Raw genomic sequence first — 19,473 nt, forward strand, 5'->3', positions numbered from 1 at the left:
CGCGGTGGCGTCAGCGGTCGGCCAGCCGGTCGCGCAGGTCCTGTGCCCGTGCCAGCAGCCGCGGCAACCCGGCGTACACCAGCCGCCCCCGCCGCTTGGCGATCCGCCCGGCGACCATCACGGTGTCGACATCGGCGCGGTCCATCGACGACACGACGGCCGCGGTGGCGTCATGGACCGGCGCCACACCGGGCCGGTCGGTCCGCAGCACGATCACATCGGCCTGCTTGCCGGGGGCCAGCGAGCCGATGCGGTCCGCCATCCCGAGCGCTTCGGCGCCGCCGAGCGTGGCGAACTCCAGGACCTCCCGGGCCGTGAGCAGGGGTGCGTCAGGGCCCGCATGGCCCTGCAGGGCCGCGAAGCGCCCGATCTGGAAGGCGGCCCGCAGCTGCGTGAACATGTCGCTGGGCGCGGCGACTTCGACGTCCACGCTGAGGCTGGGGCGCAGGCCGGCGGCCACCGCCTCGGCGAACGGGGGCAGGCCGTGGCCCATGGTCATTTCGATGGCGGGCGCGACCGACAGCGCCCCACCGCTGTCGTGGATCAGCCGCAGTTCGCCGGCGTCCATCCCGGTGCCGTGGATGAACACCGTCCCGGGCCGCAGCACCCCGAGGCGGCGCAGCCGGGAGACCGGGCTGCCGGCCCGGATGTGCAGCGCGGTCGGCACGTCCAGTTCACGGGCCAGGCCCCAGCCGCGCCGGATGGTCTCGTCGCTGCCGGCCTCGGCGTTGAGTGCCATGGTCACCAGGCCGTCCTCGGCGTGCAGCCTGCGGGTACGGACCCGGCGGGCGTCCTGTGCCGTGCCGTGTCCGTAGGCGAAGACGCTGCGCAGCCCCGCGTCGGTGAGCGCGTCGAGCAGGGCGTCGGTGTGCTCCTCGGTCGGCTTGGCGATGTTGGAGATGTCCTGGACGGTGGTCACCCCCGCGTCCAGGGCGCCCAGCGCGCTCAGCAGGTTCCCCAGGTGAAGATCGTCGGCGGTGAGCCGGGGTGCCAGGGTGTGCAGGACGGTCGCGAAGTACTGGTCGAGGGTCTGGTCGGCGCCGCTGCCGCGCAGTGCCGCCTGCCACATGTGGCGGTGGGTGTCGATGAAGCCGGGGAGCACGAGGCACCCGTGGGCGTCGATGCGTTCGTCCACCCCCGAGGCGTCGATACGGGGTTCCACGGCGGTGATCCGGCCGTCCTCCACCAGGATGTCGGCGGACGGCAGTTCACCGAGGGCCGGGTCCATGGTGAGGACGCGGCCCCCGGTGAGGAGCGAACGGGCGGTGCTCATGCAGTGCCCCACCCCTGGGGCGGTGCCAGGCGGCCCGTCTGGAGGTTCCAGTACTCGGTGTTGCGCCGGCAGCGGCCGTCGGGGGCGAAGAGCAGGATGTTGGTCTCCAGGAAGGTGACCCAGTGGTCGCCGTCGGGGTTGATGGCGGGGGCCCGCAGTGTGACCCAGAGTTCGACGGCCGCCCGGTTCCCGGTGACGACGGGCGTGCCGTGACGGCCGGTCATCTCGCTCTGGCCTGCGGTGATGTCACGCCAGTAGCGGCCGATGGCCTCGCGCCCGCGGAAGGTCTGGGCCGGGACGCCGGGCACCGCCTCGTACACGGCGTCGGGGGTGAACAGCCGGACCGCGGCGGTGTCGTTCTTGGTCCGCCAGGCCTCCAGATAGGCCTCGGTCCAGGCGGAGACATCGGCGGCGGTGAGGCGGCCGGTCCGCTCGGCGGCATGTGCGGCCGGTGTCACCGACGCCAGGGGCAGTGCGGCGAGGCCGGCCCGGAGCAGGGTACGGCGGGGGGTTCGGGGTTTCACGGGTGTTCGGTGCCTTTCCGTGCGTACGGGGTGACGCGCGGGCCGGCGGGGGCGCGGAGCCGGGCCGGCCGTGGCGTCATGCTGCGTGCTGGAGGCGGAGGGAGAATTCGATGCCGTCTCCCAGCGGGAGCTGCTGGGAGAGGTAGCCGTTGCCGGCGGTGCGGACGTGGTCGGTGAACTCGGGCGGCAGCATCGGCAGGTTGTCGGAGACCACCAGGGAGCCGGCCCGCAGGGCGGGTTCCAGCACCTTGAGGACCGGCAGGTAGAGCTCCTTCCATCCGTCCAGCAGCACCAGGTCGACCGGACCGGGAAGCGCGGCGAGCCGTTCGCGGGCGTCGCCGGTCCTGATCTCGGCGTAGGCATCGAGCCCCGCCCGCTGCAGGTGGCCGCGTGCACGGTCGGCCTTGCCGGGGTGCAGCTCCGAGCCGATGATGCGGCCGCCGCCATTGTCGCGCAGCGCCGCCGCCGCATAGAGCGTCGAAGCGCCGAAGGAGGTGCCGAACTCCACCACGAGGGCCGGCCGCAGGCTCCGTACGAGCTGGTACAGGAAGGTGCCGACCTCCCGGTGCACGGGCAGCGCGGCCTGGGCACACAGCTCGGCGGCCTGCCGGGCGGTGGGCGGCTGCGGCCAGTCGGCCGCCGTGGCGTAGGCGCGCTTCATCACGTCCGGATCGTGGTGCTCGGCACAGCGGGCGATCTCGTCCAGGACGGCGCGCACCCGCTCGTCGTCGAGCCCGGTGAGTGGGGTGGTCATCGCCGCGCCTTCTCGTCCCGCGCCGCGGCCGTCAGCGCGGGGTCGAGGTAGCTCTGTGCGTTGTAGACGGTCCGGTCGGTGTCGAGGATTTCGCGTCGGCCGTGCATCACCCGGGTGTTGTCGATCAGCGCCAGATCGCCGTCCTGCCAGTCGATCTCCTCGGTCAGTTCGGTGGTGAGCCGGCGGAATTCGGCGAGGAGTTCATCGGGTATCTCGGTGCCGTCGGCGAAGGTGATGCGCGGGGCCTCGTAGTGATACGAGGGGCCGAAGATGCTGTTGGCCCAGGCGAGCCGGCTGCCGAAGAGCGTGGCACGGGCGGCGCCGGTGCGGAACGCGTAGTGGAGGGAACCGTCGTCGCCGAGCTGAAGGGTGGTGGACACGTTCCTGCCCACCAGCTCCTTCATATCGGCGAAGGTGATGTCGTCGAGTTTCTTGCGGCCCTCGGTCTGGTGGCAGACGAACGCCTTCCACTTGGGCTCCTCCACCCGGCGGCTGTACATGATGTCCTTGATGCCGAAGACCGCGCGGGCCGTGTCGCCGGCCGCGTCCCAGACGCGGTAGCCGTCACAGACCGTGGTCTGCGAGCCCCTGGCGGCGGCCTTCTCGCACAGGAACCACGTCAGGTCGGGGCCGAAGGGGCTGTTGCCGTTCTCCAGGTGGAGGCCGACGGCGCCGGTGCCCGCGTCCACCTTCTGCGCCACCTCACCGCCGTGGAAGGAGCGCGCCGGGTCGAGGGTGATCCGGCTGGAGTGCGCCTTCACGAACGAGGTGAACTCCGCCAGGCCGGTGTGGAAACCGCGGAAGAGCAGGAAGCCGGCGTCGGCGAGCAGCCCGGTGACCCAGGCGGGGTCCAGCGCACCCAGCGAGCGGTCCCCGGCCGGTTGCACGAGTCGGCCGGTGGCGGCGCCGTAGGGCCGGACGTCAGCGATCGTGGTCATGCGTCAGCTCCTTGGTGGTCGTGCAGCGTTCCCTCGGTCAGAGCGGTGCGGATGGCTGCCCTCATGGGCCTGCCGGTGACGGTGAAGAACCTGCGGTAGAGGTGGTCGTCGGCCACCACGAGATGCGGTACGGCGACCCGCTCCACTTCGGAGAGGTGCGCCTCGCCGAACTCCCGCACGGCCGCCTCGGCCGCCGCGAGGCCGGTGGAGCCGTCGACGAGGAAGAGTCCGTGCAGGGCGGTGAGTCCGTCACCGACCACCGCGACGGCGCGGACGAACGGGAGTTGGGCGTACTGTGCCTCGACCCACTCGGGAGCCACGTTGCGGCCCGCCGCGGTGATGATGACGTTCTTCTTGCGTCCGGTGATGCGGAGGAACCCCTCCTCGTCGAGGTGGGCGAGGTCGCCGGTGCGGAGCCAGCCGTCGGCGTCGAGGAGGAGGCTGGAGGGGTCGTCGCGGGTGTAACCGGCGAACAGCGAGGTGCTGCTGACCAGGAGTTCGCCATCATCGGCGATCTTGACGCGGACGTGCGGCAGCGGGCGGCCCACGGTGCCCAGGCGGCGGGCGGACGGGGTGTTCCAGCTGACCACGGAGCTGTTCTCGGAGAGGCCGTACCCCTCGTGGACGGGGAGGCCGTGCTCCTCCAGGCGGTGCAGCAGATCGGGGTGCACGGGCGCACCGCCGCAGCAGATGAGCGGCGCGCCGGGAGTCCCGAACAGGGCCGGTGCCACCGCCCGTCCGCTCGCCGCGGCCTCGTCGGCGGCGGTGGCGAAGGCATCGACGAGCGCGGGTGTGGCGACCATCGCGGTCGGGCGGGACGCCGCCACATACGGCAGGGCGTCCGCCGCGGCCGCCGCCGCGGTGCCGACCAGGGCCTTGCCCGGCGGCATCAGGACGAGCGTCCCGCCGTCGAGCAGGACCATGTAGAGGCCGGTGACCTGCTCGATGAGCAGGCTGAACGGGACGAGGGAGAGGTAGCGGGTGAACGCCCCGCGGGGCATCACCGACCGCAGCGATCGCAGCAGTTCATTCAGCGCCGCCGCCCGGATCCGCACGCCTTTGGGGCGTGAGGTGGTGCCGGAGGTGTGGATGACCTTGCACTCCCAGTCCGTCCGGCCGGCGCCGGCCGGTGGCAGCACCAACGGCGCGGACGGCACGGGCTCGTCCGTGGACAGCGGCAGCACCGTGCAGTGCGGGCCCAGGACCCGGTCCCTCCCCCACTGCGTCAGCCGCTCCTGCCCGGCCGCGTCCGCCAGGCACAGCTCGGTCTCCGCCAGCAGGCCGGCGGCCTGTTCGGCGGAGAAGGCGAGCGGGACCGGCACCTCGATGGCGTGTGCGGCGATCAGCGCCAGGTCGGCGACCACGAATTCGGGGGTGTTGCCGCAGACCACACCGATGCGCAGCGGCCGGCCGTCCCCCCGCCCGATCCGGTGGGCGAGGTCCGCGGCCCGGCGGGTGACCTCCTGGTAGCTGAGGGTCCGGGCCGGGGTGCCGTCCTCCCCCAGTACCTCGATCATCGGGCGTGCCGACTCACCGAACCTGACCAGGCTCTCCCTAATGGCCCGCATGACCGGCCACCTCCATGGCGCTGATGCTCAGTTGGAGATCGGTGACCGAGTAACGCCCGGTGGCGTCGGAGAACAGCCGGTCCAGGGCGTTCAGCGCGATGACGCCGACCTGCGGCTGGTGGTCGTAGTACGAGCCCCAGCACGCCGCCTCCTCCGGGGACAGCCGGCCCGGGTCGGCGGGCCCGAACGGCACGAAGCAGATGCCGGTACGGCCCAGCGTCGTGATCAGGCTCCGGGTGACGGTGCACAGGATGTACTCCATGCCCAGGCACCAGGAGATGATCGGGGTGGCTCTGATCAGTTCGCGGCCGACCGAGACGCGGCGGGTGGCCAGTGCCCCCACCTCCACCACCCGCCTGCGGTCCACCGTGACCCCGAGGTGGGCCCGTACGGCGGCTTCGACTCCGGTGTCGAGGTACCGCTCGGAGAACAACTCCTGCTCCCTGCCGAAGGTGAGCCCCGCGCAGGCCAGTGGCGGGCAGGGCTCCGCCGCCCCGCCGCAGGCCGGGCGGGCGACGATGAACGAGTCGGGCCGGGGCGCCACATCGGCGCCATATGCCTGGGCGTACACCTCACGAGCGAGGTCCGCGGCGTCCAGCCATGCGCTGGTCGCCCGGTGTGCCAGATCGATCTGCACGGTGCTCCCCCCTTCCCCGGCTGCCGGCGTTACTTGGTGCCGACGACCAGGGAGACGGATGAGGGCAGTGCGATCCGCTCGACGGTCTTCAGGCCCGCCCCGGTGAGCCACCCGGAGATCTCCGGCAGGCTGTAGGTGCGGTCGCCGGAGCAGGCGTACATCGCCAGGGAGAACGCCGCGTTGTGCTCGTCGAGCTGTTCGCCGCGGACGTCTTCCAGCACCACGATCCGGCCGCCGGGCCGCAGCGCCTTGGCGGCCCGCGCGATCAGGTCCCGGTTCTCCTCGTCGGTGTGGTTGTGCACGATCTCGAAGAGGAAGACCACGTCATAGCCGGTGCCGAGGTCGCCGCTGAGGAAGCTGCCGCGCTGGAGGCTGATCCGGTCGGCCAGCCCCGCCTCCTCGATCGCGGCTCCGGTGTCGGCAAGCGCCTCGGGCAGGTCGACGATGGTCGCGGTGAGTCCGGGGTGCCGTTCGCACATGGCCATGGAGTGCAGACCGTGCGAGCCGCCCAGGTCCAGCAGGCGCCGCGCCCCTTCGGGCAGCGGCACGGCATCGACGATGGACCGCACCGTCAGGCGCGACTTGACCCGCATGTACGCGGAGAAGTCCCGCCCGGCCTCGGGGTTGCCGGCCCAGCGCTCCCACAACGACCGGGCGGGCTTGCCGTCCCGTACGGCCTGCGGCAGATCCCACATGACGTTGGTGAGTTCGTAGGCCCACAACAGCGCCGGGGTGAAGTCGTACTCGGCGTTCTTGCCCAGCCAGCGTTCGGCGAGCGGGCCGTTGCGGTAGCGCCCGTCCTCCAGGGTGAGCCAGCCCAGGACGGCGGCGACGTCGGCCACCGCGCGGGTGCCGTCCGTACTCGCGCCGATGGACTTGGCCAGCTCGTCGAGGGTCTGGGGACCGTCCTCCTCCAGCGCGGTGAAAATGCCGAGCTTGGCGGCGGAGGTGAGTGCCGCGTAGCGGATGGTGGACCCGATCACCTCGTCGATCGGGTTGCCCGCCAGCTCGGCGTCGGTGGTGGTCTTGAACATGGCTGGTCTCCTCGGGATGGCAGGTGGCAACGGCCGCACGGACGGACGCGACCAGGACATGCCGTGCTCGCGGCGGCCGCGGGCACGGTGTGAGTGATGGGACTGCCGAACGGGGACGAGCTTCAGCCGGCCGGGGAGCGGCTGCGCGTGGGGGCGAACCGGCTCCGGCCGTGCCACCCGGGCGCGGCGAGGTGCCCCGCGCCGTGGCGGCCGTCATACTCCACGCCGTTGCGGCCGTGGCACTCCGCGCTGTGGCGGCTGTGGTACTCCGCGCTGTGGCGGCTGTGGTACTCCGCGCCGGTGGACGGGTCCACCTGGCCGGGTTTTCGTTCCTGGCCCGGCCGCGGCGCGCGTTGAACCACCCCGCCCGGTTACGGCATCGGTGAAACCGCCGTCCGGATGTCGCAAAACCCTCGGCCATCGGGCCCGGCACTTGCCCAACGGCTTCGTGTACGAGGCCGGTGCGGGGCCCGGCGGCGGTGTCCTCGGCGGGGGTGCGGTCGGGTGGGAATGATGCGGTGCCGAGCGGGTGCTCAGGCGTGCGGGAAGGGTGCAGCGGCGCCGTCGCGGCCTCCCGGAAGGCGCCGGAGCCGGTCGGCCCCGGACGGGAAGCGCCCGGGGCCACACCTGAGAGGAGAGCGGGGACCGCCGCGGAATCCGCGACCGCGGTTCCACCGGGAAGCGAACATGCGCCGGCCGCTCCGATCCAGGCGTGACGGCTGAACGCTGCGCCCCGGATCGCCCTCGGACCACGCATCCGCGCACCGCGCCACGGTCGTCCGGCGGCTGTTCATCGGGTCCCCCTCCCGGGCGCAGCGGCCTCCGTACGCATCATGGACGGTCAGGCGGAGACCTCGTCGAACCCGACGGCCGCCCGGCCGGCCCGGTGCACGTGGGCGGTCTCGGCGATCCGGCGGCCAAGTGCCTCGGCGGTCCGCAGATCGCTGGCACAGGGGGTGACGTCGGCCCCCTCGTCGTTGTTGGACTGCGACATGGCGCCCAGCCAGCTGCCGAGCCGGTTGAGGTCCTCGGGGCTGCCGGAGGAGGTGTTCCAGCCGCCGTACTCGGCGAGACCGACCCAGATCATGCCGTGCTGGGCGGCGAACAGCGCGATGTCGATCAGCGCGTTGAGCTTGTCTCCCGCCATGTTGCCGCTGTTGGTGAAGCCACCGGCGATCTTGTTCTTCCAGCGCATGTTGTCGCCCCAGACCTGGCTGGTGGCCTCGACGAATGCGCGGAAGACGGCGCTGCTGCCGCCCATGTAGGTCGGCGTGCCGAAGATCAGGGCGTCGGACTCCTGCAGCACCTCCCACACTTCGTCGTTCAGTTCGGCGAGGGAGACCAGGCGTACCTGAGTGTCCGGAACCTTCTCCGCACCGGCCGCGACGGCCGCCGCCTGCCTTGCGGTGTGGCCGTATCCACTGTGGTAAGCCACCGCAACCTTGATCTGCATGCTTCTCCCCCACCCGGGATCAATACGATGTTTAGCTTTCACTAAAGCTGTTCAGAAAGCTTTAGGTGCCGGTTACGCTATCCATGCCCACACCCCCAAGGCAAGCGCCTCCGGACAACACCCCGAAAAGAACAGGTAAACCGGCAGGTCGGAATAGTTCACCCGACCACCTCCACTTCTGCCGCCCGGCCCGCCGCGCGAGGAGTCGGACGCCCTGCCATCACAGCCGAGGTGTCGACACCTTCGACCGGGCGACAAAACAGACATCGGGGCATGCGTTGCGGCCCTGCACACAGAGGGGGGAGCGCCCTGACGGTCGATCACTCACGACCCGTCAAGTGCATTCACGGCAGTGGCACTTCGCTGCGAGGAGGCGGCCGTGACCCCGCCTATATCGCGATGTGACGCAGGTCACATCATCCTGTGTCATACCGCGGAGCGGCCTCATCCGTGTGCAGGGTGACGGGCCTGCAAGGGGCCCGCCGCTACGGGGAAAGGACATCACGTGCGTAACAAGCGAATCTTCACCACGGCGCTCGTTGCCGCCGCACTCACGGTCGTCGGACTGGGCGGCGCCGCTCAGGCACACGCCGCCACCGCAACCGAGGCAGCACCGGCCGCCGTCCACCTCCAGGCCAAGCCGATGGACGGCCCGCCCGGAACCGTGTGGACCGGCAAGAAGTTCTGGACCCTCAGCGGCTGCCAGGCGGCGGGCACCGACCTGGTCAGCAGCGGCAAGTGGGCCGACCCCTTCTGCGACGGCTCGGGCCTCCAGTGGGACCTGTGGGCCCGGCCCCTGTAAACCCTCTGCCGGCTCCGGCAGTTCACGGGTAGTCGCAGACAGCGAAACCCGAACCGGGCGGTCCGTCCCGCGCAAGTACGCGATCACGGGGGGGGCGGCCGCCCGGTTACCGGGGGGACAGCCGCCCGGCCGGTCACGAGGGGGACGGCCGGGCGGCCAGCACGGACACTCGGTGGCCAGGAGCTGACGGCCGCGCACGCCGGGTGAGAATGAAGGCATGACACGTACGACGGTCGTCAATCTCAAGGGCCACCGGGACGACCCGGAGTACGCCGACGTGGTCTACGTAGGGCGTGCGATGCACCGGGGCGGCTGGCATCTCCCGGCGTCGCCGCTGGCCAGTCCGTTCCGTCCGGGCCGGGACGGGTCCCGTGCGGAGGTGTTGGCGAAGTACCGCGCCTACCTCCTGGAGCGCCCCGACCTGCTCGCGCTCCTGCCCGCACTGCGCGGACGCCGGCTCGGCTGCTGGTGCGTCCCGGAGCCCTGCCACGCCCAGGTGATTGCCGAGATCGCCGACTCGACGGAGTGAACGGCCCGCCGGAGCGAACGGAGTACCGAGCCCCGCACGACACGGGGGGGGCGGGCCCGCTGGCGATGCGACGCCCGGCACCTGGTCACCGACGGGGGCCAGCGGCACCGACGGGAACGTGCGCGAGGGCCGCGCTCGACACGCGATACCGGCCGTTCGGCACCTCGCCGAGGGTGACATGGACGGTCAGCGGACCCGCCCATTCATATCCGCGCTCGACGGCGTGCCGGTCCAGCACATCGGTCAGGTACCGCCCCACCTGCCCACCGCGCGCGGCCAGTTCATCGTGCACCCGTGGTGCGAGCTCGACGGTGTAGTCATTGGGCACGAGGACGCGGCTCTGGCTGCAGACGACCGCATGCTCATCGCACTCCTGCCGCAGTGCGTCGAAGAGCTGAACCGGGTCGGTCCGGAAAATCTTGGCCAGCAGCGCGCTCTCGCATTCCTCCACCACACGTTCCCAACGCCTCAGCCATCCCATGGAGATCGTCTGCCCTGGGGCGGGGTGCGCATGCAGGCATGATGCCGGTCCTGGCTCGTCGAAGGCCCGCAAGAGCCGAGGTGGCGGGCGGGCCGGCCACCGGGAAATTCCTTGGCCCCCCTCGCACCGACAGTCACAATGGGCGGGTGCCGATCATGACATTCCCGGAACCCGGTGTCCCGCCCGCGCTGCGTACGCAGGTGGCAGAGCTGCGAGACGAGGCCTGGCCCCCGGACTCCTCTTCGGCACCCGGCACGTTCACCCACGACCCGGCCCTGCAACCGGTGTCGATGCTGCTCGTCGACGGCGCCACGGTGCTCGCCGCATTGGACATCCTCACCAAGCACCTCGTCCATGACGGCGAGCGCTACCGGGCCGCGGGGCTGAGCACGGTGGTGACCCGTGGCTCCGCCCGCGGTCAGGGCCACGGTCGCCGTCTGGTGACGGCCGCCCATGAGGCAATGGCGACGAGCGGTCCGGACCTCGGTCTGTTCACCTGCGACCGCCCGCTCCGGCCCTTCTACGAAAGTGCGGGCTGGCACCATCTGCCCGGCGCGGTGCTGATCGGCGGTACCCCCCTGGCCCCGTTCCCCAGTGACCGCCCCGGCTTCGACAAGGTCACCATGGCCGACTTCTTCTCGCCCCGGAGCCGGCGGCACCGCTCCGCCTTCCCGCACTCCCGCATCGAGTTGTACCCGGGCGAGGTCGACAAGCTCTGGTGATCCTTGAGGGCGGGGGAACGTCCAGGCGGAGTGCTTGGCGTCCGCACCGCTGAATGCGGAGGGCCCCTGGTCCGTCCCGGGGACCACGCACGGGCACCCGTCACGAACGTACCGAGGGAAACCCTCCAAAACCACCCTGTCAACACTGTGCCCGCCGAAACGATCACGGGGAGGTGTGGAGGCGCAGACTGGCAGACGCGGTACGTGCTCCGGTGGCGGCCGCTTCCCCTCCGCGAGGAACTGGAGGGACCGGACGAACTGAAGGGCGTACGTCATGAACGAACGTGTCATCACCCCGCGCAGCCGCGGATTCCTCTTCCTCGACTCCCATCCGGCCGGCTGCGAGCGCCTGGTACAGGAGATGTGGCAGGCCGCGCCCTCGCCCGTCCATGTCCCGGATGGCGCCCCGGTGGCGCTCGTCGTCGGCTCCTCGGCCGGGTACGGGCTGGCCGCGACGATCGCCGGCCTCGCCCGGACGGGGATCCGCGGCATCGGCGTCTGCTTCGAGAAGGCCCCCACCGAGCGCCGCACCGCCACGGCCGGCTGGTACCGCACCGCCGCCATCGCTGAACTCGCCCGACGGCACGGCCAGGAGATGGTCTTCCTCAACGGCGACGCGTTCTCCGACGAGATGAAGGAGCAGGTCGCCGATCTCCTCCGACAGCGATTCGGCCGACTGGACCACCTGATCTACTCGGTTGCCGCGCCCCGGCGCACCGATCCGGAGACCGGTGCCACCTACGCCTCGGTCCTCAAGCCCATCGGGGAGCCGTACCGCACCAAGACCCTCGTCTTCGACGGTGACGGAACTCCGGAGGTCAAGGAGGTGGAGACCCCGCCGGCCGAGGCCGACGACATCGAGCAGACCGTTGCGGTGATGGGTGGCGCGGACTGGGAACGGTGGGTCGGCCACCTCGCCGACCGCGGTCTGCTCGCCGACGGGTTCACCACGGCAGCCCTGTCGTACATCGGCTCCCCCCTGACGGACGGGATCTACCGGCAGGGCACCATCGGCGCCGCCAAATCCCACCTCGAAGCCACCGCCAGGGCGCTCGACGAACGTCTCGACAAGCTGGTCGGCGGCCGCGCGGTGACCTCCGTCAACGGCGCGGCGGTCACACAGTCCTCCACCGCCATCCCCGGCATCGCCCTCTACGTCGGCCTGCTGCGCGGCGCGCTCGGCGAGGCCATGGTGCCGCCGATTGCACAGCTGGCCGACCTGTGGGACCAACTGACCGGCGTCCGGCCGCTCGACACCGATGAGGACGGCAGGGTCCGTCTCGACGGCTGGGAACTCAACAGCGCGGTCCAGGCCGCCGTCACCGAAAGGTGGGAGTCGGCCACCACCGAGACCATCGCGCGCCTCGCCGATCTCGACTGGTTCCACGCCGAGGTCCAGCGCCTTTACGGTTTCGCGGTACCGGGCATCGACTACACGGCCCCGACCACGGTTCAGGTTCCCTGGCCGGATGCCACTTCCTGACTGATCCCGGGTAACCACCGAGAGCGCCGAGACTGCCGATACCGTCGAAGCCGTCGAAGCCACCGACGCCTCCGACTCCACCGGCCGGAATTCTTGTGTGGTGGGCCTGCCGCTGTGGCCGCTCCCCGCCCTTTCCGGCATGAGCTGACGAGAGCTGACGGGAACTTACATGAGCTGAGGGGAAAGGCGCTTCGCCGGTGGAGGACGAGAGGGTGCGCGCTGCGCGTGCAAATCCCGCTGCGGCAAGGGCACTTTCCTCTGCCGGCAGCCGGAGCGGGAGCACGGGCAAAGCGAGACGATTACCGGCTTGCGCGGGGTGTTACCGCTTGTCCGGCATGGTTTCCGCTTGCGCGGCGCATTCGATTCCCGCGTCAGGAAATCCGGGCGGCGGACCACTTTGCGCGCAGGCCGTGGCTCATCGGCCACGGCCTGGCCGGTCACGATGCGGCGGGCCCCTGAAGGGGAATGACCGCGGTCACGGTTTTACCGGCCGGCTCTTTCCTGATCTCTACGGCGCTCGCGATGCGGCAGACCATTGACCATCCAAAACCGCCGCCCTCACCGCTGACGTCCGGGGTACGGGGGCGAGGGAGCACCGGGCTGGCATCAACCACGTCGACCACCACCGATTCCGGGCCCGCCCGCAGCCGCAGCGTGCAGGTCTTACCGCCCGCGTGCCGTACCGCATTGGTCACCAGTTCGGAGACGACCAGGATCACCGCCTCCCTGGTCTCCTTTTCCGTGGCGGGCACCATTTGCTCCAGGAAGCCGGCAGCGAGGTGGCGTGCGGGTCCGACGGCCTCGGACCGGCAGTCGAGTTGAAGCTCCAGCACCGGCGACGCCGTCATGGTGCGAGGAGCCTCGGCGGTGCTCATGATAAAGCTCACCTCAATCGCGTCGTCTTGCCTTCAGGCCGGAAAGAGTTCCCTCTTCCCCGGCTGCCAACCACAATTTTCCGAGGTCGGACGAAATGGTTTGTTCGCCCTGACGGCGAAAAGCCGGCCCCGCACCCGTACCGAGCGGACAAGGAAAAGCGGAGCGGTGTGGAACACCTCACGCCACCCCGGCGACTGGACGGCCGGGAGGGGCACCGCCATGGCCATGAGGCCTACCGCACACCGCCGGCGCCGAAATGATCAGCGCGAGAAGCGGCACCGGCGAAAGCGGAACCACCGTCATCATCCTCCGGACAGTCGCGTGCCCGTATCTGCCGCAAACAATCGGACATTACCCTTGTTTGCTTCACCGGCCGACGGGTAAGGGCCGCTCTCTGTTGTCATTCGGCGCCGGAGGGCGGCCGCTCCCGTCCGGCCGGGACGAGCAGCGGGCCGGCACCGACCCAGTTGCCCACACTGTGCGTGGTCGCCGCGGACGGGTGCCCGGGCCGAGGCGTCCGCGCCCTCATCCGGGACGCCACCAGCCTTGCCCCGACGAAGACCGTCGTCGTGGCCGCCAGATACCCCAGTTCCAGCACCGCGGCATGGGCCGGAGCGACCCTCGCGGACCAGCCCGCGCCACGCTGTACACCCTCGAACACCACACGGTTGACGCTCAGGAAGGCCACATGGGTGCCGATCGCCGCCCACAGCGGCGCGGGCCCCGGCGCCGTCCGGGCAGCCACCAGCGTGAGCCCGAAGACCGAGAGCAACACCAGGTAGGCGATCGGATCCTGCCCCTCGGGGGTGAGACCCACCGGCTCGGGCACCACGCCCACCAAGCGGGAGACCCCGGCCTGCACCACGGTGGATGCCGCCGGTACCAGCAGGAAGACCGCTGTCACCCCCAGGGCGGAGACCACGCCGCCGAGCCGGTCGCGCAACGCGGCCCAGGCATAGCCGCGCAACGTCGCCTCCTCGGGCAGCGCCTCCAGCAGCACGGCCACCAGGGCATTGCTCACCAGGAACGAGGCGAGGGCCGCCGGGTCCAGGCCGGACCAGCGGACCCACCCGAGCGCGGTACCGGCCCCGAGCACGGCGGCGGCACACGAGACGGTGACGGCCAGGCCGCGGAGGAAGCCGAGCGGTGCCAAGGAAAGGGGCCCGAGCCCCAGCGGACGGCGCCTCGCCGGCCGGGCGGCCCGCAACCCCATGACGGTGGGGACGGCCAGCGCACTCACCAGCGCGGCAGGCAGCAGCTGCCGCACGAAACCGTCCACGCCGAGCGCCCGGGCGAACGCCTCCCCCAGCGCATTCCCCGCTCCCAGTGCGCACGCCATCACCGCGCCACCGAGGAGCGCTCTGCCCCAGGCCCGCCCCGCGGAGCCCCGAGCCGGCGTCGTGCCGTAGGTCGTAGCCATCGGCTCTCCCTTCGCGTTCGGCGAGAGGGGCGTCCGGTGACATCCAGATACGTCTGGATACGACCTGGTGTGTGCGCCGGACTCGTCCCTGCGCATCGGACCGGGCAGGTGGTGGGGTTCGTCACCCCGGCACCGGACACCGGGTGGGCACCGGACCGCCGCACCCCGCAAGCTCTTCGAGAGCTACGTGTGCCCGCGGCACCCCGCATGAAGCCGTCCACCGGCGGGCCCGACACGAACGGCGCCCCAAACCCTCCTGCGGCATGACCTACCGCCGCCTGGGACTACACCCCTCGACCCAGCAGTCGTACACGAAGGGCAGAGCGGCGGGCCGATGACGGCGCGAAGGAGAGCGCCGGGGGCAGCCACGGCCGACTACTGCCCGGCGGGTGCCGTACCCGCCTTAACCCGCCTTACGCGCACTCACAAAGATCCTCATAGGGGCATAGACCACCACAGACACGATGAAGGCGACGTAGTACGCGAGATCGGCACCATGCAGTGCGGCCGCGACCGGGCCGACGAACAGGGTCGTGTCCATGAAGGGCACGGCCGCGGCGAACGCCACGACAAAAGCAAGGCACGCGGGCCACCACGGCTGGGGACGGGCGAACTCGGCCTCCACATCGATCGGCGCGCCGCGACGGGCCTTGGCGCGCAGCCGCGCGTCGACGAGCACAATGCCCACGAAACCAGGGATCCAATAGCCCACGAACAGCAGCAGGTTCTGGAAGCGCACCGCGGTGTCCGCGGCGTGCATCCACAGCACCAGCAGAAAACCGAGTACGGCCGCTGCCGCTGCGGCGAGCGGCCGGGGTATCCGTATACCGGCCGTCTGGAGCGCCAGGGAACCGCTGTAGTCGTTCATGGCGTTGCTGCACACCGCCGCGGCCGCAATGGCCAGCAGGCCGAAGGCGCCGAGGACCCCGCCGCCGAGCAGCCCGTGCACCCCGGCGGCGGTCTGATCGGTGAACAGCTTGGCTCCCCAGAGCCCCAGCGCCTGCACCCAGGCGAACGAGAGCACCATGCCGAGCACGGAGTACCAGAACATCCTGGGCCGGGAGGTCGCACGGGGCAGGTAACGGCTGAAGTCCGACGCGTACGGGGCCCACGAGATGGCCAGGCTCAGCGCGACGGTGCTGGTCAGGACAAAGGCACCCAGGCGATCGGCGCCGTGTGCGGAGCTCGATACGGGAAGCGGCACCCCGGACAGCAGCTTGACGCTCAGGACCAGGAACGCGGCGCCCAGCACGAAGGTCATCACCGTTTGGAGCTGGTGGAGCGCCTCGTAGCCAAAGACGCCGACGGCTCCCTGGAGCAGCAGGACCACCAGCGCGCCCAGCCAGAACGGCCAACCGAGCAGTTGGGCCAGCGCTTCACCACCGAAGAGGCCGATCAGCGCATCCCAGGCGACGGAGGAGAGCCACTGCATGATGCCGGGCAGCGCCACACCACGGCCGAAGGCCAGCCGCGACAGCGGCAGCTGACCGGTCCCGGTCTGGCTGCCCCAGGTGCCGAGGTAGGCGGCGGGCACCGCACCGACGATCGTGCCGAGCACCATGGCCGTGAGGGCCGTCCAGAAGTCCAGCCCCAGGGAGATGCCCACGGTGCCGGAGAACACTCCGGTCATGGTGAGGTTGGGGGCGAACCACACGGTGAAAAGGCGGGCAGATTTTCCGTAGCGGTTGTTTTCGGGCACCGGCTCGATGCCGTGCCGCTCGACCGCCAGGTCACCGGTCCGGGCAGGCATCCGCCCTCGGAAGGCGGATTCTTCGATGGTCATGACTCTCCAGGCTCAACAGATGCGCCGCCCTACGGTAGGCCGGGCGGCCGGCCCGCCCGTCACGGCCCCCTGGGCACGATGCCGCCGGCCGGTGCCGAACGGAGGCTTGCACCGTCCCAGGGGGCGCTTGGTGATCATGGTGGCCTGAGGGAACTGCGGAGTCTGAGCGACCCGAGCGACCCGAGCGACCCGAGGATCAGGAATTACGGTCAGGACTCAGGGAAAGGACAAGCAGTAGCTGCCCAGGCCCCACCCTTCGTGCGTGGTCACCCCGTCGGCGATCTTGTACGCGGCGTACCCCTTGGTGCTGCCGTTCTGCACCGCGGCCTGGTTGGGCGCGTCGTACGCCTTCTCGTTCTGGAAGAAGACCGTGCGTCCCCGCTCGCCGCGCCACTCCACGTCGTACTTGTTGAAGTGCGCCGATGCGGATGAAGACGTCCTGCATCGTGGTCGGATTGACGGTGTGGCTTGCGGAGGCGCCCTCGGGGCCGATCTCCAGCAGCGTGGCGGAGTTGACCGGGCCGGCGTCGATCAGGAATCCGGCGAGCCGCACACCGTCGACGTCGGCGACCTTCAAGGCCGTGACGCCGTTGTCCGGAACGAGGGTCGCATACCCGAGCCCCAGGACCACGGTGTTCGCACGCTGGACCTCGACCGGCCGGTCGAGGTGATAAATCCCGGGCGTGAGCAGCAGGTTGAGGCCCTGACCCAGCGCGGCGTTGAGGGTCGCCGCGTCGACACCGGGCTTGGCCACGTAGAACTGTCCGAGCGGCAGGGACTGGCCTCGTGGTGTGCCGTTTCCCCAGGTGGTGCCGCGGGCGTTGGTGCGCTTCTCGGGCAGGAAGACGCGGTAGCCGGCCCCGTCGAGGTAGAGGAACGGCTTTTCGCGAGAGACCGGGGTGGTGTCGAGAGTGGTGTACGGGGGTTCGGGAAAACTCTGCGCGGGGGCTCCCTCGACCCCTGAGAACACCATGTTCCACACGGCGTTGTTCCAGCCGCCCACGGAACTGTCGCGGAAAGGTGCGTCAAGACTTCTGTCGGGAATCCGGGGAATCGGACCTGATCATTCATCAAAGCGCTGCTGTTCCAGGCGTGTTGCTGCCGCACAGCCCCCTCGTCAGCCCGGACGTGAGCCGCCGCTCCAGGTCCTGAACCCACGTCCCAGGCCTACGCCTCCCGCGGGGCTCTGCGGTGCGTCAGCCCAGCGCCCGGTCAAGGTTGAATGCCGCGCTGATGAGGCCGAGATGGGTGAAGGCCTGCGGGAAGTTGCCGATCTGTTCGCCGGTGTGGCCGATCTCTTCGGCGTACAGCCCGAGGTGATTGGCGTAGGTGAGCATCTTCTCGAAGGCGAGCCGGGCCTCGTCCACCCGGCCGGCGCGGGACAGCGCCTCGACGTACCAGAACGAGCAGATCGAGAAGGTGCCCTCCTGGCCGCGCAGCCCGTCGGGGCTGCGGCGGGGGTCATAGCGGTAGACCAGGGAGTCGGACACCAGCTCCTCGCCCAGCGCATCCAGAGTGGAGAGCCACTTCGGGTCGGTGGGAGAGATGAACTTGGCCAGCGGCATCATCAGGACGGAAGCGTCAAGCACTTCGTCGCCCTCGTGCTGGACGAACGCGTTGCGCCTGCTGGACCAGCCAGAATCCATGATCCGCTGGTAGATCGCGTCGCGGGCATGCGCCCAGCGCGGCATATCCGCCGGCAGACCCCGGTGGGTGGCGATGCGTATCGCGCGCTCGATGGCCACCCAGCACATCAGCTGTGAGTACAGAAAGCGCTGGGATTTGCTGCGCGTCTCCCAAATGCCTTCGTCCGGCTGGTCCCAGTGCTCACAGACCCAGTTGACCAGGGTGCCGACGGTGGCCCAGTGCCCGCTGTGCAGCGGCTCCCCCCATTTGTCGTAGAGGTAGAGCGAGTCGATGAGGGCCCCGTAGATGTCCAGTTGGAGCTGGTGGACGGCCTCGTTGCCGATCCGGACGGGCGAGGAGCCCAGGTGTCCTTCCCAGTGCAGGAGTTCTTCCTCGGGAAGCTCGCTGCGGCCGTCGATGCCGTACATGATCTGCAGCGGGCCGTCGGCACCGTCGTTGAGGACGAGGTTCTCGGACAGGAAGTGCACAAAGGCCTTGGCCTCGTCGGTGAAGCCCAGTCTCAGCAGTGCGTAGATGCAGAACGCGGCGTCCCTCACCCATGCATAGCGGTAGTCCCAATTGCGCTCGCCGCCGATCTGTTCGGGCAGGCTGGTGGTGGGGGCGGCCACGATGGCGCCGGTCGGGGCATATGTGAGGAGCTTGAGGGTGAGCGCGGAGCGGTGCACCATCTCCCGCCAGCGCCCTCGGTAGCGGGAGTGCGACAGCCAGGTGCGCCAATACCGCACCGTGGCACCGAACAGGTCTTCCGCCTCCGTCAGCGGGCAGGCCCGCGGCTCCACCCCGCCGCCGATCCGGTCGAGTGCGAAGACTGCGGACTCCCCCTCGCCCAGCAGGAACGAGGACGTGGCGTCCGGGCCGTCGATCTCGACCGGAACGCTGGACGTCAGCGCCAGCGAGAGATCCGGGGAGTCGAACACGGTCTGGCCCTGCCGCATGCTCACGGTGTGCGTCGTGCGTCCGTAGTCGAAGCGGGGCGCCACCCGGGCGGTGAACGGCACGGCCCCGCGCACACAGAGCACCCGCCGGATCAGCCGGTGGCGGTCCGCTTCGTGGGAGTCGTCGACGATCGGCATGAAGTCCTGGACCTCGCCGACGCCGTGGTCCGCGAAGAACCGCGTGATCAGGATGTTGGTATCGGGGAAGTAGAACTGCTTCGTCCGGGCGGGAACGTCCGGGGCCAGCTCGAAGGCCCCGCCCCGGTCCGCGTCGAGGATCGCCGCGAAGACACTGGGGGCGTCGAAGCGCGTGCAGCAATACCAGTCGATGGTGCCATTGGTGCCGACGAGTGCGGCCGTACGCATGTCCCCGATCAGACCGTGCTCGGCGATGGGGGTGTAGCGGAGTGCGTCCGCCTTGCTGGGGCGGAGGCTCACAGCGTCGGTCATCCGACCTCCCCGGACGGGGGCTGCAGGAGCAGTGGATTCAGGTTACCTCCGCGCCGTCGCGGGCGGCGAGCGAGCGGTGTGCGCCCGACACCCGCCCCCTGTCACTGTGCGTAATTCATACTCACGGAGGGAGTCGAGGAATTCCGGCCCGGCCTCTCGCGCTG

18 protein-coding genes and 1 pseudogene are annotated in these 19,473 nt (G+C 70.4%); 4 read left to right on the forward strand and 15 right to left on the reverse strand.

Going from position 1 to position 19,473, the window contains the following annotated elements:
* Nucleotides 1-10 precede the first annotated feature (10 nt).
* The 9 genes from CFW40_RS01250 to CFW40_RS01290 form a co-directional block, all read right to left on the reverse strand.
* Nucleotides 11-1,273 (reverse strand): amidohydrolase family protein, encoded by a 1,263-nt coding sequence (locus CFW40_RS01250; protein WP_088795977.1) that lies wholly within the window; start codon nt 1,271-1,273, stop codon nt 11-13.
* Nucleotides 1,270-1,797: a nuclear transport factor 2 family protein gene (locus tag CFW40_RS01255; RefSeq protein ID WP_088795978.1), complete on the reverse strand. Its 528-nt coding sequence runs from the start codon at nt 1,795-1,797 to the stop codon at nt 1,270-1,272. Before CFW40_RS01255 ends, CFW40_RS01250 begins: the two co-directional genes overlap by 4 nt.
* Before the next feature lie 76 nt (nt 1,798-1,873).
* Nucleotides 1,874-2,551 (reverse strand): O-methyltransferase, encoded by a 678-nt coding sequence (locus CFW40_RS01260; protein ID WP_088795979.1) that lies wholly within the window; start codon nt 2,549-2,551, stop codon nt 1,874-1,876.
* Entirely contained in the window at nt 2,548-3,489 is a 942-nt protein-coding gene (locus CFW40_RS01265; RefSeq protein WP_088795980.1) for a TauD/TfdA family dioxygenase, read from the reverse strand. Before CFW40_RS01265 ends, CFW40_RS01260 begins: the two co-directional genes overlap by 4 nt.
* Nucleotides 3,486-5,057, reverse strand: coding sequence for an AMP-binding protein (locus tag CFW40_RS01270; RefSeq protein WP_088795981.1), 1,572 nt, complete (start codon nt 5,055-5,057; stop codon nt 3,486-3,488). Before CFW40_RS01270 ends, CFW40_RS01265 begins: the two co-directional genes overlap by 4 nt.
* Nucleotides 5,044-5,694, reverse strand: coding sequence for a thermostable hemolysin (locus CFW40_RS01275; protein ID WP_088795982.1), 651 nt, complete (start codon nt 5,692-5,694; stop codon nt 5,044-5,046). Before CFW40_RS01275 ends, CFW40_RS01270 begins: the two co-directional genes overlap by 14 nt.
* Nucleotides 5,695-5,723: 29 nt before the next feature.
* The gene (locus tag CFW40_RS01280) at nt 5,724-6,728 is read right to left on the reverse strand and encodes a methyltransferase (protein WP_176956617.1); all 1,005 of its coding nucleotides are present in this window, start codon (nt 6,726-6,728) and stop codon (nt 5,724-5,726) included.
* Nucleotides 6,729-6,850: 122 nt separating this feature from the next.
* On the reverse strand, nt 6,851-7,042 hold the full coding sequence (locus CFW40_RS01285; protein WP_088795984.1) for a hypothetical protein: 192 nt from the start codon (nt 7,040-7,042) through the stop codon (nt 6,851-6,853).
* Nucleotides 7,043-7,569: 527 nt separating this feature from the next.
* The gene (locus tag CFW40_RS01290; protein WP_088795985.1) at nt 7,570-8,181 is read right to left on the reverse strand and encodes a flavodoxin family protein; all 612 of its coding nucleotides are present in this window, start codon (nt 8,179-8,181) and stop codon (nt 7,570-7,572) included.
* 505 nt (nt 8,182-8,686) lie between these two features.
* Here CFW40_RS01290 and CFW40_RS01295 point away from each other — a divergent pair.
* On the forward strand, nt 8,687-8,983 hold the full coding sequence (locus CFW40_RS01295) for a hypothetical protein (protein ID WP_088795986.1): 297 nt from the start codon (nt 8,687-8,689) through the stop codon (nt 8,981-8,983).
* Nucleotides 8,984-9,200: 217 nt separating this feature from the next.
* A complete protein-coding gene (locus CFW40_RS01300; protein ID WP_088795987.1) occupies nt 9,201-9,512 on the forward strand; it encodes a DUF4326 domain-containing protein in 312 nt (103 codons plus the stop codon).
* An 85-nt stretch (nt 9,513-9,597) separates the two neighbouring features.
* On the opposite strand, the gene CFW40_RS01305 is transcribed toward CFW40_RS01300, so the two are convergent.
* A complete protein-coding gene (locus CFW40_RS01305; RefSeq protein WP_088795988.1) occupies nt 9,598-9,993 on the reverse strand; it encodes a DUF3662 domain-containing protein in 396 nt (131 codons plus the stop codon).
* A 155-nt stretch (nt 9,994-10,148) separates the two neighbouring features.
* Between CFW40_RS01305 and CFW40_RS01310 the strand changes: the two genes are divergently transcribed.
* Together CFW40_RS01310 and fabV are read left to right on the forward strand one after the other, a co-directional pair.
* Nucleotides 10,149-10,715, forward strand: coding sequence for a GNAT family N-acetyltransferase (locus tag CFW40_RS01310; RefSeq protein WP_256331836.1), 567 nt, complete (start codon nt 10,149-10,151; stop codon nt 10,713-10,715).
* 274 nt (nt 10,716-10,989) lie between these two features.
* Nucleotides 10,990-12,198 carry an enoyl-[acyl-carrier-protein] reductase FabV gene (fabV, locus tag CFW40_RS01315; protein ID WP_088795990.1) on the forward strand — a complete coding sequence of 403 codons (1,209 nt, stop codon included), beginning with the start codon at nt 10,990-10,992 and terminating at the stop codon, nt 12,196-12,198.
* Nucleotides 12,199-12,635: 437 nt separating this feature from the next.
* Here the strand turns inward: fabV and CFW40_RS01320 are convergent, their stop codons facing one another.
* From CFW40_RS01320 to CFW40_RS01340, 5 genes and pseudogenes are all read right to left on the reverse strand, one after another.
* A complete protein-coding gene (locus CFW40_RS01320) occupies nt 12,636-13,073 on the reverse strand; it encodes an ATP-binding protein (RefSeq protein WP_088801833.1) in 438 nt (145 codons plus the stop codon).
* Between the two features lie 401 nt (nt 13,074-13,474).
* On the reverse strand, nt 13,475-14,494 hold the full coding sequence (locus tag CFW40_RS01325) for a type II CAAX prenyl endopeptidase Rce1 family protein (RefSeq protein ID WP_093813894.1): 1,020 nt from the start codon (nt 14,492-14,494) through the stop codon (nt 13,475-13,477).
* Between the two features lie 403 nt (nt 14,495-14,897).
* A complete protein-coding gene (locus CFW40_RS01330; protein ID WP_088795992.1) occupies nt 14,898-16,277 on the reverse strand; it encodes a cytosine permease in 1,380 nt (459 codons plus the stop codon).
* 231 nt (nt 16,278-16,508) lie between these two features.
* Nucleotides 16,509-17,292, reverse strand: a pseudogene (locus CFW40_RS01335) (coagulation factor 5/8 type domain-containing protein); the annotation flags it as partial.
* A 181-nt stretch (nt 17,293-17,473) separates the two neighbouring features.
* On the reverse strand, nt 17,474-19,309 hold the full coding sequence (locus tag CFW40_RS01340; protein WP_088795993.1) for a glycoside hydrolase family 15 protein: 1,836 nt from the start codon (nt 19,307-19,309) through the stop codon (nt 17,474-17,476).
* Nucleotides 19,310-19,473 lie beyond the last annotated feature (164 nt).

Source organism: Streptomyces sp. 2114.4 (assembly GCF_900187385.1).
Taxonomy (GTDB): Bacteria; Actinomycetota; Actinomycetes; order Streptomycetales; family Streptomycetaceae; genus Streptomyces; species Streptomyces mooreae.

Bases quoted from the DNA above. Each gene is read 5' to 3' on its own strand.
- CFW40_RS01250 (WP_088795977.1), bottom strand. From the start codon at position 1,273: ATGAGCACCGCCCGTTCGCTCCTCACCGGGGGCCGCGTCCTCACCATG.
- CFW40_RS01260 (WP_088795979.1), bottom strand. From the start codon at position 2,551: ATGACCACCCCACTCACCGGGCTCGACGACGAGCGGGTGCGCGCCGTC.
- CFW40_RS01265 (WP_088795980.1), bottom strand. From the start codon at position 3,489: ATGACCACGATCGCTGACGTCCGGCCCTACGGCGCCGCCACCGGCCGA.
- CFW40_RS01270 (WP_088795981.1), bottom strand. From the start codon at position 5,057: ATGCGGGCCATTAGGGAGAGCCTGGTCAGGTTCGGTGAGTCGGCACGC.
- CFW40_RS01280 (WP_176956617.1), bottom strand. From the start codon at position 6,728: ATGTTCAAGACCACCACCGACGCCGAGCTGGCGGGCAACCCGATCGAC.
- CFW40_RS01290 (WP_088795985.1), bottom strand. From the start codon at position 8,181: ATGCAGATCAAGGTTGCGGTGGCTTACCACAGTGGATACGGCCACACC.
- CFW40_RS01300 (WP_088795987.1), top strand. From the start codon at position 9,201: ATGACACGTACGACGGTCGTCAATCTCAAGGGCCACCGGGACGACCCG.
- CFW40_RS01305 (WP_088795988.1), bottom strand. From the start codon at position 9,993: ATGGGATGGCTGAGGCGTTGGGAACGTGTGGTGGAGGAATGCGAGAGC.
- CFW40_RS01310 (WP_256331836.1), top strand. From the start codon at position 10,149: ATGACATTCCCGGAACCCGGTGTCCCGCCCGCGCTGCGTACGCAGGTG.
- fabV (WP_088795990.1), top strand. From the start codon at position 10,990: ATGAACGAACGTGTCATCACCCCGCGCAGCCGCGGATTCCTCTTCCTC.
- CFW40_RS01320 (WP_088801833.1), bottom strand. From the start codon at position 13,073: ATGAGCACCGCCGAGGCTCCTCGCACCATGACGGCGTCGCCGGTGCTG.
- CFW40_RS01325 (WP_093813894.1), bottom strand. From the start codon at position 14,494: ATGGCTACGACCTACGGCACGACGCCGGCTCGGGGCTCCGCGGGGCGG.
- CFW40_RS01330 (WP_088795992.1), bottom strand. From the start codon at position 16,277: ATGACCATCGAAGAATCCGCCTTCCGAGGGCGGATGCCTGCCCGGACC.
- CFW40_RS01340 (WP_088795993.1), bottom strand. From the start codon at position 19,309: ATGACCGACGCTGTGAGCCTCCGCCCCAGCAAGGCGGACGCACTCCGC.